The 16061-nt window shown below is 63.3% G+C and carries 15 protein-coding genes and 1 pseudogene; 3 read left to right on the top strand and 13 right to left on the bottom strand.

Annotated elements, in window-relative coordinates; translation table 11 throughout:
* Window positions 1-485 precede the first annotated feature (485 nt).
* The 4 genes and pseudogenes from H8A92_RS10645 to H8A92_RS10630 all read right to left on the bottom strand — a co-directional run.
* Window positions 486-2147, bottom strand: coding sequence for a hypothetical protein (locus tag H8A92_RS10645; RefSeq protein ID WP_229195761.1), 1662 nt, complete (start codon window positions 2145-2147; stop codon window positions 486-488).
* Window positions 2148-2376: 229 nt separating this feature from the next.
* Complete coding sequence (locus tag H8A92_RS10640) at window positions 2377-3939, bottom strand: 2-isopropylmalate synthase (RefSeq protein ID WP_229195760.1); 1563 nt, start codon at window positions 3937-3939, stop codon at window positions 2377-2379.
* 109 nt (window positions 3940-4048) lie between these two features.
* Complete coding sequence (locus H8A92_RS10635; RefSeq protein ID WP_229195759.1) at window positions 4049-4207, bottom strand: hypothetical protein; 159 nt, start codon at window positions 4205-4207, stop codon at window positions 4049-4051.
* Window positions 4208-4590: 383 nt separating this feature from the next.
* Window positions 4591-4830 (bottom strand): annotated as a pseudogene (locus tag H8A92_RS10630) (Ada metal-binding domain-containing protein); the annotation flags it as partial.
* Window positions 4831-4953: 123 nt separating this feature from the next.
* On the opposite strand from H8A92_RS10630, the gene H8A92_RS10625 reads away from it, so the two are divergent.
* On the top strand, window positions 4954-5391 hold the full coding sequence (locus H8A92_RS10625) for a nuclear transport factor 2 family protein (RefSeq protein WP_229195758.1): 438 nt from the start codon (window positions 4954-4956) through the stop codon (window positions 5389-5391).
* A 165-nt stretch (window positions 5392-5556) separates the two neighbouring features.
* Here the strand turns inward: H8A92_RS10625 and H8A92_RS10620 are convergent, their stop codons facing one another.
* The 6 genes from H8A92_RS10620 to H8A92_RS10595 form a co-directional block, all read right to left on the bottom strand.
* Window positions 5557-6501, bottom strand: coding sequence for a polyphosphate kinase 2 family protein (locus H8A92_RS10620; RefSeq protein ID WP_229195757.1), 945 nt, complete (start codon window positions 6499-6501; stop codon window positions 5557-5559).
* Window positions 6467-7477 carry a branched-chain amino acid ABC transporter permease gene (locus H8A92_RS10615; RefSeq protein WP_229195756.1) on the bottom strand — a complete coding sequence of 337 codons (1011 nt, stop codon included), beginning with the start codon at window positions 7475-7477 and terminating at the stop codon, window positions 6467-6469. The genes H8A92_RS10620 and H8A92_RS10615 overlap by 35 nt, the downstream gene beginning before the upstream one ends.
* Window positions 7474-8355 carry a branched-chain amino acid ABC transporter permease gene (locus tag H8A92_RS10610; protein ID WP_229195755.1) on the bottom strand — a complete coding sequence of 294 codons (882 nt, stop codon included), beginning with the start codon at window positions 8353-8355 and terminating at the stop codon, window positions 7474-7476. Before H8A92_RS10610 ends, H8A92_RS10615 begins: the two co-directional genes overlap by 4 nt.
* Window positions 8356-8591: 236 nt before the next feature.
* The gene (locus H8A92_RS10605) at window positions 8592-9296 is read right to left on the bottom strand and encodes an ABC transporter ATP-binding protein (protein ID WP_229195817.1); all 705 of its coding nucleotides are present in this window, start codon (window positions 9294-9296) and stop codon (window positions 8592-8594) included.
* A gap of 5 nt (window positions 9297-9301) precedes the next feature.
* The gene (locus H8A92_RS10600) at window positions 9302-10075 is read right to left on the bottom strand and encodes an ABC transporter ATP-binding protein (RefSeq protein WP_229195754.1); all 774 of its coding nucleotides are present in this window, start codon (window positions 10073-10075) and stop codon (window positions 9302-9304) included.
* A 22-nt stretch (window positions 10076-10097) separates the two neighbouring features.
* Window positions 10098-11408 (bottom strand): ABC transporter substrate-binding protein, encoded by a 1311-nt coding sequence (locus H8A92_RS10595; protein WP_229195753.1) that lies wholly within the window; start codon window positions 11406-11408, stop codon window positions 10098-10100.
* A 300-nt stretch (window positions 11409-11708) separates the two neighbouring features.
* On the opposite strand from H8A92_RS10595, the gene H8A92_RS10590 reads away from it, so the two are divergent.
* Complete coding sequence (locus H8A92_RS10590; protein ID WP_229195752.1) at window positions 11709-12275, top strand: RidA family protein; 567 nt, start codon at window positions 11709-11711, stop codon at window positions 12273-12275.
* Between the two features lie 200 nt (window positions 12276-12475).
* Here the strand turns inward: H8A92_RS10590 and H8A92_RS10585 are convergent, their stop codons facing one another.
* From H8A92_RS10585 to H8A92_RS10575, 3 genes are all read right to left on the bottom strand, one after another.
* Window positions 12476-13420 (bottom strand): division plane positioning ATPase MipZ, encoded by a 945-nt coding sequence (locus tag H8A92_RS10585; RefSeq protein WP_229195751.1) that lies wholly within the window; start codon window positions 13418-13420, stop codon window positions 12476-12478.
* 202 nt (window positions 13421-13622) lie between these two features.
* Window positions 13623-14324, bottom strand: coding sequence for an NUDIX hydrolase (locus H8A92_RS10580; RefSeq protein WP_229195750.1), 702 nt, complete (start codon window positions 14322-14324; stop codon window positions 13623-13625).
* Between the two features lie 64 nt (window positions 14325-14388).
* Window positions 14389-15414, bottom strand: coding sequence for an ABC transporter substrate-binding protein (locus H8A92_RS10575; protein ID WP_229195749.1), 1026 nt, complete (start codon window positions 15412-15414; stop codon window positions 14389-14391).
* Between the two features lie 168 nt (window positions 15415-15582).
* Here H8A92_RS10575 and H8A92_RS10570 point away from each other — a divergent pair, with 168 nt between their 5' ends.
* Window positions 15583-16032 carry a cupin domain-containing protein gene (locus H8A92_RS10570; RefSeq protein WP_229195748.1) on the top strand — a complete coding sequence of 150 codons (450 nt, stop codon included), beginning with the start codon at window positions 15583-15585 and terminating at the stop codon, window positions 16030-16032.
* The last annotated feature ends 29 nt before the right edge of the window (window positions 16033-16061 follow it).

Raw genomic sequence — 16061 nt, 5'->3', positions numbered from 1 at the left:
CAGCGTCCCCGGGAGACAACAGAGGGTAGCGCTGGGATGCCACGGAAAATTTCAAAGCAGTGCGGGATCGGACGGATTGTTTGGATGGGATTCCAACAACTCGAAGGAAAGACGCTTTCGATTCCGGGATGCGAAAAACGTAGCTCCAGCAGGCGGCGGAAATGATACTCCCGCAACGTTTAGCGTTAACACGCGGTGTCGGAAGAGATTTAGCCGGCTGGCACAAACTGCCGATATCAAGGTTCTTTATGAAGACGCAAAACTGTTCTCGTCCGGAGAACACCGGTCACAGTTTGTGCCATCACTCTTCGTTTCAGTGGCCCAAATTGGGACCACCGGAATCAGGAATGTAGAAGCGTAACCCGCCATCTTCGATCCGCGCGGCGGGCGGCGGGTACGGCTGCGCCCCTACGATCTCTTGACCTCGCCTGCGATCCCGGCCTGCCGATGACGCTTGCGCTCATCGGCGCAAGGTCCTCGTGGAATCACCGAGTTGCGGTTGCGAGCCCCGGTTCGCGTGCGCCCGTAACGACATAGTCCGACATCACAAGATTCGGATAGAGCTCAGCCCAACCTTTGGCCAGATCGGCCTCGATCGAGGCGCGGTTCGGGTTGTCGCGCCGGATCGCCAGACCGTAATTGAAGGCACCGGCGATCACGACATAGCGTTCGTAGAGGCGAGGATCGGACAGCATCCTGGATCTCAGGCCGGTGTAATCCTGGTGCGGAAACCAGATGATGTCGGGCTTGAGGCCGAGCAGATAATCCATGCTCAGGCCATTGCGCCCGATCCGGGTGTCGTTGAGGCCCACGAGGTCGATGATTGCAATATTCGGCGCACTGCTCCCGATGTATCCGACTTCGGAGGCGGCAACGATGGATCCTTTGGGCAATCCGGCAACGATGCCGTCGCCGATCTGCCTGATGACCGCGAACCACTCCTTCTCGGGCAGCGGCGTCGTCGCCCTGGTCTCGAGCCTCGGCATTGCGATGGGCTGCGGCGAAAATAGTGCGAAGGAGAGACGATCGATCGCGGGTTGCAAGGTCAATGCGCCGAGCAACGCGACAAGACCAGCCCCTATGGCTCGCATCAGACCGCCGACCGACAGTCCGTGCGAGAACACTCTGTCAAGCGAAAGCAGCCCCGGGATGACGACGTAAGGAAGGAACGGAATGAAGAAGCGGCCATTCCAGCCCATGACCTGGCGCACCGTGAGCAGATAGCAGACCGTCAGGGCCGCCGGCAACGCAAGCACCAGCAGCGGCGGCTGGATGCCACGGCGGATCCCAATGACCAGAGCTACGATGAATGGAATTGCGATCGACAGCCCCAGGACGAGATAGCCGATCGCACTTTCCGTATTGAGAAAGCCATCATATCCGTGCGCGGATTTCGTGTAGAAGCTCAGGGGCAACGCCGAGCCGTAATATGCCTGAGCGAGGGCCAGGGAGACCAGCACGAGCGCAAGCGGAAATGCCACGAGCCACGCGAGATGGCGCCATCGCCAGATCGATGGTCGCGACATCAAGGCGAGCAACGGCACGCCAAGTGCGCAAATGCCGTTCTCCGGTCGGGTCAGGATGGCCGCCAACGAGACGAAGCCCGAGACGATTGCGAGACCGGTGCTCGGTGTTTCCCTGTACCTGATGGCCACGAGCATGATCGCAGCGTTGGCCAGCAGCGACAGCATCGTGTCCATTCCGGTCGTGAGCTGGGCTGCGAAGGCGGGATGCAGCAGCAGCGGCAACCCGACCGCGCCGATGGCAACGGCGGGGTCGGCGAGAAGCGGGTTCTCCGCTTCTCGCTTGACGGCGTAAGCCATCACGGCAATCGCCAGGCCTCCCGTCAGCCACGACGCGAGCTGCAGCGCGGTAGCGGCCGACAACGGCAGCATGAAAAATGGCAGCAGCACGAACAGCCAGAGCTGGCTCGTCAACCCATAGGTCGGAGGCCCGTCCACATTCCAGGCGACCCCCGACCCGTTCAACAGATGAGCGCCGTAGCGGTGATACATATAGGCGTCGTCGAACGTCAGAGGCCCGCGAAAGACGTACCAGAGCAGCCATACCGCGACCGTCGTGCCGACGACGACGTTGCGCGCGAGCGGCGCGGCCCGACCGCCGCTGAGAGTCTGCGGCCCGGGCACGGGCGAGATTTGCTGAAAGGTTTCCGCCGGATCCATACCTGAGGTTGTACCTGCGGCGAATTGACGAAAGGTTGCTACTCTGTTGCTACGATCAGGGAACCAGGTGCCGCCGGTTCCTGCCGGCAACGGCAACGCCGTTGCAATGGTAGTGACGGGCTCGAACGGGTGAGCCCAAGCAAAAACGCGGCGCCGAGGCGCCGCGTTTCGAACTCTCGATCGTTCTCGTTTGTCAGCCCGCGACCTTGGTCGCCGGGACGTCGCGCTGGCGCTTCATCACGATCTTGTTCAGCGCGCCGAGATAGGCCTTGGCGGAGGCGACCAGGGTGTCCGGATCGGCGGCGCGCGCGGTCATCGAACGGCCTTCATGGGCCAGACGCACCGAAACCTCGGCCTGCGCGTCGGTACCTTCGGTCACTGCGTGGACCTGATAGAGCTCCAGCTTGGCCTCATGCGGCACCAGGCGCTTGATGCAGTTGAAGACGGCATCGACCGGACCGTTGCCCTCGGCTTCCTCGATCTTGATCTGGCCGTCGACGTCGAGCTTCATGGTCGCGCGCTGCGGGCCATGGGTGCCGGCGATCACGGTCAGCGAGGTCAGCTTGATGCGGTCGTGCGCGGCCGCCATCTCCTGGTCGACCAGCGCCTCGATGTCCTCGTCGTAGATGTCCTTCTTGCGATCGGCCAGCGCCTTCATCCGCGTAAAGGCATCCTCCAGCTGGTTGGCGCCGAGCTTGTAGCCCATCTCCTCCAGCTTGTGGACGAAGGCGTGGCGGCCGGAATGCTTGCCGAGCACCAGCGAGGACTGCTTCAGGCCGACCATCTCGGGCCGCATGATCTCGTAGGTCGAGGCGTCCTTCAGCACGCCGTCCTGATGGATGCCGCTCTCATGGGCGAACGCGTTACGGCCGACGATCGCCTTGTTGTACTGCACCGGGAACGAGGTCGCGGCAGACACCACCTTCGAGGCGCGGGTCAGCTGCGTGGTGTCGATCTTGTTCCAGTACGGAAACTTGTCGTTCCGCACATTGATCGCCATCACGATCTCTTCCAGCGCGGCATTGCCGGCGCGTTCGCCGATGCCGTTGACGGTGCACTCGACCTGCCGCGCACCGCCGACGATGCCGGCCAGCGAGTTGGCGACCGCCATACCGAGATCGTTATGGCAATGCACCGAGAAGATCGCCTTGTCGGAGTTCGGCACCCGCTCGATCAGCGTCCGCATGAAGTGGGTGTATTCCTCCGGCACGGTGTAGCCGACGGTGTCGGGGATGTTCACCGTGGTGGCGCCGGCTTTGATCACGGCTTCGACGATCCGGCACAGATAGTCCATCTCGCTGCGGGTGCCGTCCTCGGCCGACCATTCGACGTCGTCGATCTGGTTGCGGGCGCGGGCGACCATCGCAACCGAGGTCTCGATGACCTCCTCGGGGGTCTTGTTCAACTTCACGCGCATATGCAGCGGCGAGGTCGCGATCACGGTGTGGACGCGGCCACGGCGGGCGAACTTCACGGCTTCGGCGCAACGGTCGATGTCGGCCGGATGGGCGCGGGAGAGGCCCGCGATGACCGAGTTCTTGGAGCGGCGGGCGATCTCGCTGACCGCCTGGAAGTCACCTTCCGAGGTGATCGGAAAGCCGGCCTCGATGACGTCGACGCCCATATCGTCCAGCAGCTCGGCGACCTCGAGCTTCTCCTCGAAGGTCATGGTGGCGCCGGGGCACTGCTCGCCGTCGCGCAAGGTGGTGTCGAAAATGATGACGCGGTCCTTCTCGGACTTATCAGCGGTGGCCATGTCAGAAATTCCTTTAAGCTTTGCGCCCGTCACTTTGCTTGGGCGATATCAGGGTCCGGTGATCTCGTACAAACCCCTGAGTGCCCAGGCGCAAACGCCCAGCCGGCCCTCAGGGGCAGGTAAGAAGCAGGCCGCCAATAAGCAGGGTGGGCGCTGCGGCCGGGATCGTGGCGGTAGCCTGGGCCACCTCCCCCGAAATCCCATCAATTTGGCCGCGAATCAGCATTGCCAGACCCTGTTGAGCGCCGAAATCCTCGGTCAAAACCATTGACGGTTGGTTGCCGGGACGCGCTGTGCGCCGTCGTTCTAAACGATTATGGCAAGCCGCCGCAATGGGTAAAGAGGGACAGTGGGGTTGACCTAATGGAGGTCGCTGCGCGGCATGTGAGGGACGTCGTCGCGTAAGGGACGCAATGGCAGGAGGGTTCCCTCCCCCCTTGCGGGGGAGGGTTAGGGAGAGGGGTACCACACGACGTGCCCTCTCGATTTGCTTTCAACGACGCGGTCGAGATTGCGAAAGCAGCGCTTCCACCAACGATCTCGCCCGGGGCTTACCCCTCTCCCCGCCCTCCCCCGCAAGGGGGGAGGGAGCCTGACTGGCGTGCTCACCTTACTGACGACGCTGCTCCCTTCCGCTCTCACTTCACCTGCGTACGGCGCGGTTTCGGGACGGCAGCGCAGGCAGGGCCGAAAGCCGGCGGCCTCGGCCGCGGCAGCGGTCGGGTAATAGGTGACGTTGCGCGGGAGCGGATGCTTCACCGGGCAGACCGGGCGGCAATAAATCCGCGTCGTCTTCACTGCGGTGAAGAAGCGGCCGTCATAGTGCGCGTCGCGCCGCAGCCGCGCAGCGTTGCAGACCTCGAAGCTGAGCATCGCCGGAGTGTAGCGCATCGCGCGATCCAGGGAAGTGGCCGGCGGTGATGAGGTCCGATTCCGGCCAGCACATCCGGCCGCGCTGACCTAGATCGAGCCGATCGATCAGCCTCTGCATCGATCACCCCTGGAGACATCGCAATGACCAGCACGACCGCCAAAGAAACCGCCAAGGAAATCGTCCTCAACGCCTGGCAGACCTTCAGGACCCGCGACGCCGGCCTGATTGCCGCCGTGTTCGCGCCGGATGCCGAATGGATCGCGCCGGCCCGCAACGCCACCGCGATTGCGCTCGATCACACCGATCACATGATCGGCGCTGACGCGATCGCCCGCTTCATCTCGACCGAGATGCATCGCCTGTTCTCCGAGATCGACATCGCGTTCCGCGCGGTTCATGCCGACGGCGACAACGTAATCGTCGAGGAACGGATGCGCGCGACCCTGCCGGGCGGCCGCGCTTACGACAATGACTACTGCTTCGTGTTCGTCGTCGAGGCAGGCCGGATCAAGCAGGTGCGCGAATACATGGATACGCGCAAGGGTTGGCAGATGGTGTTCGGGGAAGCCGCGGCGTGAGGCTGCTGCTCACGATAACAATGGCGCGCTTGCTACACGTCAGAGCAAGGAATGCGCTGGCAAATCGGTTTCCTCCCCGTGTCGGGGAGGAATCCTGAGAAGTGTGCTCACCTCACATGCCGGGGCGCTTGTCCGTCAACACGCGAAAGTCAGCGCATCGACACGCTACTTCTTGGCAGGCACCTTCTTCTCGGCCGCCCCGCTTTTTCCCTCCGCCAGCAGCGAATCGCGGATGCGCTTGAATTCGCTCAACTCGGCCTTGTCGACCTCGGGGAATTTCAGGTCGAGCTTGTCGAGCGCATTGACGATGGTCGAACCGATCACGGCCCGGGCGAACCATTTGTGGTCCGCCGGCACGATGTGCCAGGGCGCGTCCTCGGTCGCGGTGTGGTGGATCATGTCCTGATAGGCAGCCTGGTACTTTGCCCACAGCGCGCGCTCGGAGATGTCGGCCATCGAGAACTTCCAGTTCTTGGCAGGCTCATCGAGGCGATCGAGGAAGCGCTGGCGCTGCTCTTCCTTGGAGACGTGCAGGAAGAACTTCAGGATCACCGTGCCGTTGCGCGACAGATAGCGCTCGATCGCGGAGATATCCTCGAAGCGCTCGCGCCAGATATTCTTGGTCACCAGCTTCTTCGGAATCTTCTGCTTGTCGAGCACCTCAGGATGCACCCGCACCACCAGGCATTCCTCGTAATAGGAGCGGTTGAAGATGCCGATGCGGCCACGCTCCGGCAGCGCGATCATGGCGCGCCACATGAAATCGTGGTCGAGCTCCTTGGTCGAGGGCTGCTTGAAGGATGAGACCTCGCAGCCCTGCGGGTTGACGCCTTCGAACACGCTCTTGATCGCACTGTCCTTGCCGGCGGCGTCCATGCCCTGGAAGATCAAGAGTAGCGACCAGCGGTCCTGGGCATAGAGCTTCTCCTGGAAATCGTTGAGCCGCTTGCGGTTGGCCTCGATGATCCTGCCGCCGGCCTCCTTGTCGATGCCGCCCTTCTCGGCGGTCGGATACGACTTCAGATGAAATTCGCCCGACCCGTCGAAGCGGAACGGCGCGACGAAGGGCTTCAGTTCATCGGCGAGCGATTGGGACGATTTGTTGCTCATGGCCTCTCGAGGGCTTGCGTGGCGATTTGATCCGGTCGATCACGCTACCAAGAATGCCCTTGGGCAGGAAGATGATGAAAAGCACCAGCAGCACGCCGTAGACCAGATTGTCCCAGCCGACCGCCTTGGTGCCGAACGAGATGCGCAGCACTTCGGCCAGCACGATGGTGATGACGGCGCCGACCGTCGGCCCGAGCGCCACATAGACGCCACCGACGATCGCCGCGAATACCATCTGCAGGGAGACCGCGATGCCGCTCACCGTGTCCGGCGAGATGAACATCTGGTACTGGCAATAGAGCGCGCCTGCGAGCGCGGTCATCAGCGCGCTGATCAGGGTGATCTTGAGCTTCTCGGCGGTGACGTTGACGCCGGCAGCGGCGGCGGCGTCTTCATCTTCCGAGATCGCCTCCATGGCGTGGCGGATCATGCTACGGTCGATCGCGCGCCAGATTACCAGCCCTGCGACCCAGATTGCGAGCGCGATCAGGTACCAGGTGGTCTTGTCGTCGAACTGCAGCGCGAGCAGCCCCTTGCCGCTTGGCGCGCGCTGCGGCGTATAGCCGAGCGAGCCGCCGGTATAGTCGCGGGTTGCAGTGATGACCTGCAGCACGATGCCCGACAGCGCCAGGGTCACCAGCACGAAATAGTGCCCGGTGATGCGGAAACGGAAGCAGGGATAGGCGACGATGAGCGCGAGCACGCCCGCGGTCGCCATGGCGAGGGGAATGCCGATCCAGGGCGAGACGCCGAGGTGGTTCCAGAGCAGCGCCGTGACATAGGCGCCGATGCCCATGAAGCCGCCATGGCCGAGCGAGACCAGGCCGAAGCGGCCCATGATCGACCACGACGTATAGGCGAACGACCAGATCAGGATCAGTACCAGCACGTGCAGATGATAGGGATCGCGGTGCACGAAGGGCAGCGCGACAAGCGCCAGCAGCCCAATGATCGCGCCGGCGGCCTGCCTGTTCACGCGCGCCTCGAGAGCAGGCCCGCGGGCCGGATGAACATCATGACGATGAAGAAGGCGAACGCCAGCACGTAGCCCCATTCGAGGTCGGAGAACAGGCCGCCGAGCGAGATGATCTCGGCGAACACGAAGGCCGCGATGAAGCCGCCGATGAAATTGCCGAGGCCGCCGAGCACGCAAATCAGGAAGGTGATTGGCCCGAACGACAGGCCGACGAACGGATGCACGTCATATTGCAGCACCAACAGGCACGCCGCGAGGCCGGCGAGCCCGCCGCCGATCGCCGAGGTGACGAGATAGATTCGCTTGGGGTCGACGCCCATCAACGGCATGATCTGGCGATCCTGCGCGATGGCGCGGATCGCGGTGCCGGTGAAGGTACGGGTCAGGAACAGATAGACGCCGATCATGCCGGCGAGCGCCGCGCCGAACGAGAGCAGTCGCGCATAACTGAAATTCATCTCGCCCAGCGCCAGCACCGGCAGGCGGATGCCGAGATTGCGGAAGTCGATCCCGAAGGCAACGGTGGCAAAGCTCTGCAGGATGAACAGCACGCCGCCGGTGGCGAGCAGCTGGTTGATCGGCGGCGCGGTCAAGAGCGGCGCGATGACCAGGAAATGCAGCGCGGCCCCTAACAGCGCGACCAGCAGGATGACGAGCGGCGCAGCGGCCCAATACGGCAGGTGGAAGACCTGCACCAGGTAGTACATGCCGTACATGCCGATCATCACGAGCTCGGCGTAGCAGATCCAGGTGACGTCGATGACGCCGAAGATCAGATTGAGCCCGAGCGCCAAAAGCGCCAGCACGCCGCCGAGCAGGATGCCGTTGATCACGGCCTCCAGCAGGTAGATGTCGAAGATGCCGAGGAAGGATTGCATGGCTACATCGACCTAGGCTGTGGCGTCTTGCAGTTCGATCGGCGCAGGCGTCATCCTGAGGTGCGAGCCTTGCGGCGCACTTGCGCCGCTGGGCGAGCCTCGAAGGATGGGCCACGGGCCGCGTTCATCCTTCGAGGCGCGCAAGAGCGCGCACCTCCCGAGCGAACGCAAGTGCGTTCGTCCGGGGATGACGACGGAATGCCTGTGCGTGCTAGCCCGTTCCACTGGCTTCATGCTCACACCCCCAAATACGCCTGCTTGATGGTGTCGCTGGCCGCGAGCTCCGCCGCCGACCCGGCGGCGCGGATGCTGCCGGCTTCCAGGAGATAGGCGCGGTCGACCACGCGCAACACTTGCTGCACGTTCTGCTCGACGATCAGGACCGTGAGCCCTGAGGCGCGGATGCGCTTGACGAGCTCGAACACCTGCTGCACCACGACCGGCGCGAGCCCGGCCGAGGGTTCATCGAGCAGCAACAGCTTCGGGTTCGACATCAGCGCGCGGCCGATCGCGCACATTTGCTGCTCGCCGCCGGACATGGTGCCGGCCATCTGCTGCAGGCGCTCCTTGAGGCGCGGAAACAGCTCGAACACGAACTCCAGCCGCTCGGCGTAATGCGCACGGGCGCCCGGCATGTAGGCGCCCATCTTCAGATTGTCCGCGACCGTGAGCCGCGGAAACAGCCGGCGGTTTTCCGGCACATGGGCGATCCCGAGGCTGACGATGCGATGCGGCGGCGTCGCGACGACGTCGGTGCCCTCCATCGCGATGGTCCCCTGGGTCGGGCGGATCAATCCGGAGATCACCCGCATCAAGGTGGTCTTGCCGGCGCCGTTCGGGCCGATCACGCCGACCGCCTCGCCCGCCCTGACGTTGAGGCTGACGTCGAACAGCGCCTGGAAGCTGCCATAGCCCGCATCGATCGACTTCAACTCCAGCATGCCGGTCACGCCCCGATCCGACGGCGCGCTTGCGCTGCGGCCGCGGCTGCAAGGCTCGCATCCGCATCGGTGCCGAGATAGACCTCGATCACCCGAGGATTGCCGGCGACATCCGCCGGCAGGCCTTCGGCGATCTTCTCGCCGTGATCGAGCACCATCACGCGGTCGACCACGCGCATCAAGACGCCCATGATGTGCTCGACCCAGATGATGGTGATGCCGAGCTCGTCGCGGATCCGGCGCAGCATGTCGGCGGCCTGGTCCATCTCGGCCTCGTCGAGGCCGCCGAGGCTCTCGTCGGCGAGCAGGAGCTTTGGCCCGGTGGCGATCGCCTTGGCGAGTTCGAGCTTCTTCAGGCCGGCGGCCCCGAGGCCCTCCACGCTACTCTGACGATCGGTCGGCAGGCCGACCATCGCCAGCGCGTGTTCGGCCGCCTCCTCGGCCCTGCTGCGGCTGTGACGGCCCTGCCCGTAGAAGCCGGCGAGCACGACGTTCTCGAAGATGCTGAGGCGATGGAACGGCCGCGGGATCTGGAAGGTGCGGCCGATGCCGCTCACAATGATCCGGTGCGGGGCGAGACCCGCGATCTCGCGGCCGTCGAACAGGATCGAGCCCTCGGTCGGCGGCAGCGTGCCCGACAGCATGTTGAAGATCGTGCTCTTGCCCGAGCCGTTCGGGCCGATCAGGCCGAGGATCTCGCCCTGCTCGACGCGGAACGACACGTTGTTGACGGCGCGAAAGCCGCCAAACCGCTTGACCAGGCCTTCCACGGCGAGCACGGCGGTCCCCTTCGCGAGCGAGCTATTTGTAGCTGTAGGTGGTGCCGGCCGGCAGCGGCAGCTCGGTCTCGCGCTGCATCTGGCTCTTCGGCCACACCACATAGGATTTGTCGTCGATATATTGCAGCACCACCGGGAACGAGCGCGCGTTCTGCCCGGCATACTGCTCGCCCTCGCCGTAGAACTTAACGCCGTACCCGAGCATGGTGCCGCCCTCGGGAGTGTCGGTGTCGAGCGCGGCCTTCCGCAGCGCATCCGGATCGACGCCGCCATACTTCTTGATCGCACGTGGCAGCACGTCGTCGAGGAACACATAGGCGTTAGCCGCGCCGATGCCGACATGGGCGGAGCGGATCGGCACACCGGGCTTGAGCTTGTCGAATTCCTCGCCGACCATCTTGATGACCGGCGGCAGCTTCGGATCCATACCATTCTGGTTGGCGAGCCAGATCGAGATCGGGTCGGTGTTGAAGAGATAGTTGGCGTCGGCGCCGAGGCCTTCCTTCAGCTTCTCGTAGACGCCGTAGCCGGCGCCGTGGCCGACGATGGCGCCGAACTTCAGCCCCTGCTCGCGCGCCTGGCGAAATAGGAGCGTAATGTCCGGATTGTAGCCGGTGTGGAAGATCACGTCGGGCTTGGCGCGCTTCAGCTTGGTCACCAGCGCCGACAGATCCGGCGCGGTCGCCGAATAGCCTTCCTTGAGCACGACGTTGAAGCCGGCCTTCTTCGCACCCGCCTCGTTGCCCTTGGCGACGTCGACGCCATAGGCGCCGTCCTCATGGATGATGGCAACCCGGAGGTCCTTCGGCTCCTTGCCGAACTTGGACATCGAATATTGCGCGATGAAATCGGTCGTCATCATGCCGTACTGGTTGCCGGCGGCCTGCGGGCGGAACACGTATTTGTAGTTCTTGCCGTCGAACACGCCGGAGGAGATACAGGTCGTGATCCACATGAACTTCTTCATCTGGTCGACCCGGGCCGCCACCGGCACGCATTGCGCCGAGGAGAAGAAGCCCATCACCATGTCGACCTTCTCCTGCTCGAGCAGGCGGACGGCCTCGTTGATGGCGATGTCGGGCTTGCTCTGGGCGTCGGCGTAGACCGCCTCGACCTTGTAACCCTCGACGCCGGTCTTGGCGTAATGGTCGAGCATGATCTTGACGCCGGTATATTGCAGCTCGGAGCCGCCACCGGCCAGCGGGCCGGTCAGATCGAAGATCACACCGATCTTGATCTTCTTGTCCTGTGCATGCGCTGAAGCAGCCACGCCCAGCGCCGCAACCGCGACGGATAGACCCGCGAGCCAGCGGGCGGCCCTCCTGACCGGCATGCATCCCTCCCCAGAGATTGTGCACTGCATTTTTGTTTTCGTGCCGCCCTATCACAGAGGGAGCGACCGATGATGTCAAGCGCGATGGCTGCGTCGCCACGGCGCAGGCTTGCGCAAAGTTTCGGCGGAACGGACGCGCCGTGGCAGCATGTGTACGCACAAAGCCGCATCCACTCTGCCCTCAACGAGGCGACACGAAATGCGGTCCGATCTCCTGCAGCCCGGAGAACTACGGAAAGAAGGAACGCCGTTTCTGCCTTATCCTGAGGGCTGCGAAGTAGCTGTCATTGGAGGCGACACATGACTCATATGCTTTGCAGAACGAGACTCATCTCGTGGTTTGGCGCTTGCGTGCTTGGATTGGGAGCGTGGCTTGCCGCGTCGCCGGGTGCCGTGGCGCAGAATTCACCGTCTGCCGAGGCCAGGCTGAAGGAGTTGAACATTACGCTGCCGCCCGTGCCTGTTCCGGTCGCCAATTACGTCGATGCGGTCCGGGTCGGCAATCTGCTCTTCCTTGCGGGAAACACCCCGGCTGCCGACTGGAAGTACAAGGGCAAGGTTGGGAAGGACCTCAGCGTGCAGGAGGGCTACGACACGGCCCGTCAGGTTGGCCTGATCATGTTGGCGAAAGTGCGCGTCGCACTTGGGAGCCTCGATCGCGTGAAGCGCGTGGTCAAGGTCTTCGGGATGGTCAATTCGGCCGAGGGCTTTGGTGACCAACCGAAAGTCGTGAACGGATTCTCCGACTTGATGGTGGAGGTGTTTGGCGCCGCAGCCGGCAAGCACGCGCGATCTGCTGTCGGGATGGCGGGTCTTCCATTCAACAATGCCGTGGAGGTCGAGATGATCGTTGAAGTGACCGAATGATCGGCCGGAACAGGCACACGCTGCCGACCCACGAAATCGAGCAAGGAACGAATGTTCGGTAGATTTTTGCGGCCGCGGGACATCAGCTAGACGTGCTCACCCGTCCGCCAAACGTTGCGATAATGTTTGTTCACGAGACGACGATGAGCCGCGCGCGCTGCGCTTTGAGCGACGCTCGCATTTCCAGGCCTTTCCAGGAGTCACGGAGAGTGGGCCGGCTCCAATGGACCGGCAATTTCGTCAACCAATAGATCCCCGGTATCAAGCGGCGTATGCGCCGACACGAACCACTCCGCGCGCGCCGCGGCCCTCCGGCGTGCGCGCTCGCTGATCGGCAGCCTTAACAGCTCGATGAGACGATACATCTCCTGTTGAGCCAATCGGTGCGACCGATCCGGACGCGCACCGAGGATGGCTTCGTCCAGTGCATCAAGGACGGTGAGCCCGGAAGCGGAGAACTGGCGATACACGTTTCGCTCGGAACAACCGCCGAGATGCCTGAACGCCAGCCTTGTTCCTGTTTCGGCAAGACTCCGCCGCACCAGCCGACGCGCCGATGAGCGGTTGTGGATGACGACCCAATCGGTATGGCTCCGGTCAAATTGAAGACGTCGCCTGCGGGCGTTGCAGACCAACTCCGCATAGTGACCGGTTCCTGTCACTTCGTGCGTGATGGGATCGGTTGGGGCCAGCGTGCCGAGGTCAAGAAAGCTGTCAGTGACGGGCGTTATCAGCGTATCCGCCACGAGGTGGGCGAGACGCATCAGGTAAGTATCCGTTGAAGGGGTGTCGATCACCAGGAAATGGAGAGATTCCTTGAGGCTGGAGACCGCCTCCCCGAAAGCCGCCAATTCGGCAGCCTCATTGTCGTCCAGCTTCGCGCCTTCCGCACGCCGAACGTAACGATGCAACGGAATCTCCAGTTTGATCCGCCGGTGGTTGGCCCAGATCCGTCGGTTTTCGATGTAACGCGTCAAAGCCCTTTGATTGCTGTCCAGATCGATGGTGCCGACCCGCTGCCCCTGCTTCAGAAGCGCGACAGCCAGATGCATCGCGATCGTCGTCTTTCCTGAGCCACCCTTCTCATTCCCGATGACGATCACGTGTGGCGCCCCCGGCACTGCGATCGGTGCCGTGTACAGCATCACAAGCCTGCAACTCTGCAATTACCACTGAGAAATGAATGCGATAAATGGCGCTCCGTTCCAATGGCGCCGTGGCAAAAATTCCGAAATGGCGTCCGGACAGATCCGAACTCGTGATCCGGTTCGTCTGGTTCGAGTCATTTGCGTCGATTGGGACGTGCTCCCGCGTTGTCCGGCCTACCTCCAGCAGCGGAGGCCAAAGCTACACCGGCAACTGCGTCTCGATGAACGCGGTGACGAAGCGGGGCATGGCAGCAGTGAGATCGGCGCGGCTGCGCACCAGATGGATGCCGGCAAGCTCGGGATTTTCCTGGCGTGCGAGGTTGGCCTCGATGCGCGCACGCAGCGCGTCACCGGGCATGTCGACGCGCAGGATCTGCATCATCGCGAGCGCAGGCCCGGTGTAGATGCAGTGCCAGTCGGCATCGCCGCGGCAATCCGACGGCAACAGCCCGGTCTCCTCCTCGAGCTCGCGCATCACGCTGCCGGCGATATCGACCGTCTCGCCTCTGATGTCGTCGAGATCGGGCGTGCCGGAGGGGAAATAGATGCGTCCGGCATTGGCCGTCTGTTCGCCCATCACCCCACACACGAAGGTGCCGTCGCTGGCGAGCAGCGCGCCCATGCCGAAGCCGTTAAAGATTTCCTGGTCCGGGAACCCCCAGTCGCGCCAGGCCAGGAAGCTCGCGAAATCGGTCTCGAAATAGCTCGCGCTGAGCCGCTCGCCGGCGAACACCGGATGGCGCCCGAGCAGGACGCGGCCGTTCCACAGGTTCGGATTCAGCCGTTGCTGTTCGGCGAAATGCGCGTCGATCTCCGCGCGCCGCTCGTCGGCGAACGGCCAGGGACGCCGCTGCAATGCGAGGTCGAGTGCGGTGACGCGACAAATGAGCGGAGACTGCATGTCGGCACCGCTCATTTGGGCATGATCGCTTCGCAAAACCGCTTCACACTTTTGCGGATCATGCCTACTTCGCGTTTCCGGTCGTCTTCTTGACCTGATCGACGAACTTGTTGGTGTAGGTCTTGGTGACGTCGATGCCGGCCTTCGCGACATCAGGCGAGCCTTCGCTGAACACGGCGAGCACCGCCTCTGCACCCTTGGGGTCCATCTTGCCGGTCTCGGAATACATCGGAATCGTGTTCTTCAGCGCCGCCAGATATTGCTCCTTGTTCTTGCCGACCAGTTCCTCCGGCATCCTGGCCATGATGTCTTCGGCGGAATGCGAATGGATCCAGGCCAGCGTCGCCATGATCGCATTGGTCAGCGCCTGCACCTCCTTCTCGTGGCCGTTGACCCAGGCCGCGGTCGAATAGAGCGCGCCGCCCGGATATTCGCCGCCGAACACCGCGAGCGTGTCGCGCTGGGTGCGGGTATCACTGAGAATCTTGAGGTCGGCGTGGCTGCCTTGCAGCACGGTGACGGAGGGATCGAGCATCACGGCGGCATCGATCTGGCCCTGCTCCATCGCGGCCACCGCGGTGGCGCCGAGGCCGACGCCGATCACGGCGGTGCCGGTCGGATCGAGGCCGTTCTTCTTCAACAGATATTTCAGGAAGAAATCGGTCGAGGAGCCGGGCGCGCTGACGCCGACTTTCTTGCCGGCCAGATCCTTGACCGAGTTGATCTCGCCGGTGTGCTTCGGCGACACCACCAGCACGAGGCCGGGATAGCGGTCATAGACCACGAAGGCCTGCATCTCCTGCTTCTTGGCGGCGATATTGACGCAGTGGTCGAAATAGCCGGAGACGACGTCGGCGCTGCCGCCGAGCACGGCCTTCAGCGCATCTGAACCGCCCTTGAGGTCCACCAGCTCGACCGCAAGCCCGGCCTTGTCATATTCGCCGAGCTGCTTGGCCAGCACGGTGGGCAGATAGCACAGGCAGGCGCCGCCCCCGACCGCGATGGTGATCTTGCTTTGCGCCGCGGCAAGGCCCGTCGACAGGGTCAGCGCCAGCAGCGTTCCGGCAAGCTTGCCAAGCCATTTGTTCATGACGTCCTCCGTTCGATTGGCGGGGCAAGATAGAGGAGCCGGCACGGCTTGAGAAGGCGACTTTCCGCGTGCTGGTCAAGCCTGCGGCGGCGGCATAGCATCGCCGATACACCGAAAGCGCCGAGAAGCACCAAGAATACTTCAAGGGAAACATCAAGGGAGGTCTTCATGAATCGTGTTGCAACCACGCTGTCGATTGCCGCTGCCTTCGCCGCCGGCTGCGGCGTCACCCATTTGCTGCGGCCGGCGCTCGCGGCGGAGAGCATCACGGCGCAGGTCATCCACACCGGCGAGATGGAGGGCGACAAGCTCGGCGACGCCAACAAGACAGGCTTCCGCTCCAAGACGTTCGTCTCCGCCGACGGCGCCACCGTCTCGATCCAGGACGGCAACGTGCCGAAGCATATGCATCCCAACACCAACGAGATGCAGTTCATCCTGGAGGGCACCGGCACGGTCTGGCTCGGCGACAAGGAAGTGACGGTGAAGCCGGGCGATCTGATCGTGATCCCGAAGGGCACCCCGCATGGCGGCACCAAGCCGGACGGCCGCGCCATCAAGGCGATCGCGATCAAGACGCCGCCGCAGGCACCCGACGATACCAAGCTGCTGGATTGAGGGCAGTCACTTAAAACAAACCTATGCCC

The organism is Bradyrhizobium acaciae (assembly GCF_020889785.1).
Classification (GTDB): domain Bacteria; phylum Pseudomonadota; class Alphaproteobacteria; order Rhizobiales; family Xanthobacteraceae; genus Bradyrhizobium; species Bradyrhizobium acaciae.
The sequence above is the reverse complement of the archived record's forward strand: the minus strand, read 5'-3'. Positions and strand labels throughout refer to the sequence as shown.

Excerpts from the sequence above, each read along its gene's own strand:
- H8A92_RS10635 (WP_229195759.1), bottom strand. The coding sequence starts at position 4,207 with ATGGTTTTGACCGAGGATTTCGGCGCTCAACAGGGTCTGGCAATGCTG.
- H8A92_RS10595 (WP_229195753.1), bottom strand. The coding sequence starts at position 11,408 with ATGCCGGTCAGGAGGGCCGCCCGCTGGCTCGCGGGTCTATCCGTCGCG.
- H8A92_RS10610 (WP_229195755.1), bottom strand. The coding sequence starts at position 8,355 with ATGCAATCCTTCCTCGGCATCTTCGACATCTACCTGCTGGAGGCCGTG.
- H8A92_RS10590 (WP_229195752.1), top strand. The coding sequence starts at position 11,709 with ATGACTCATATGCTTTGCAGAACGAGACTCATCTCGTGGTTTGGCGCT.
- H8A92_RS10605 (WP_229195817.1), bottom strand. The coding sequence starts at position 9,296 with ATGCTGGAGTTGAAGTCGATCGATGCGGGCTATGGCAGCTTCCAGGCG.
- H8A92_RS10625 (WP_229195758.1), top strand. The coding sequence starts at position 4,954 with ATGACCAGCACGACCGCCAAAGAAACCGCCAAGGAAATCGTCCTCAAC.
- H8A92_RS10585 (WP_229195751.1), bottom strand. The coding sequence starts at position 13,420 with ATGCTGTACACGGCACCGATCGCAGTGCCGGGGGCGCCACACGTGATC.
- H8A92_RS10580 (WP_229195750.1), bottom strand. The coding sequence starts at position 14,324 with ATGCAGTCTCCGCTCATTTGTCGCGTCACCGCACTCGACCTCGCATTG.
- H8A92_RS10640 (WP_229195760.1), bottom strand. The coding sequence starts at position 3,939 with ATGGCCACCGCTGATAAGTCCGAGAAGGACCGCGTCATCATTTTCGAC.
- H8A92_RS10575 (WP_229195749.1), bottom strand. The coding sequence starts at position 15,414 with ATGAACAAATGGCTTGGCAAGCTTGCCGGAACGCTGCTGGCGCTGACC.
- H8A92_RS10570 (WP_229195748.1), top strand. The coding sequence starts at position 15,583 with ATGAATCGTGTTGCAACCACGCTGTCGATTGCCGCTGCCTTCGCCGCC.
- H8A92_RS10620 (WP_229195757.1), bottom strand. The coding sequence starts at position 6,501 with ATGAGCAACAAATCGTCCCAATCGCTCGCCGATGAACTGAAGCCCTTC.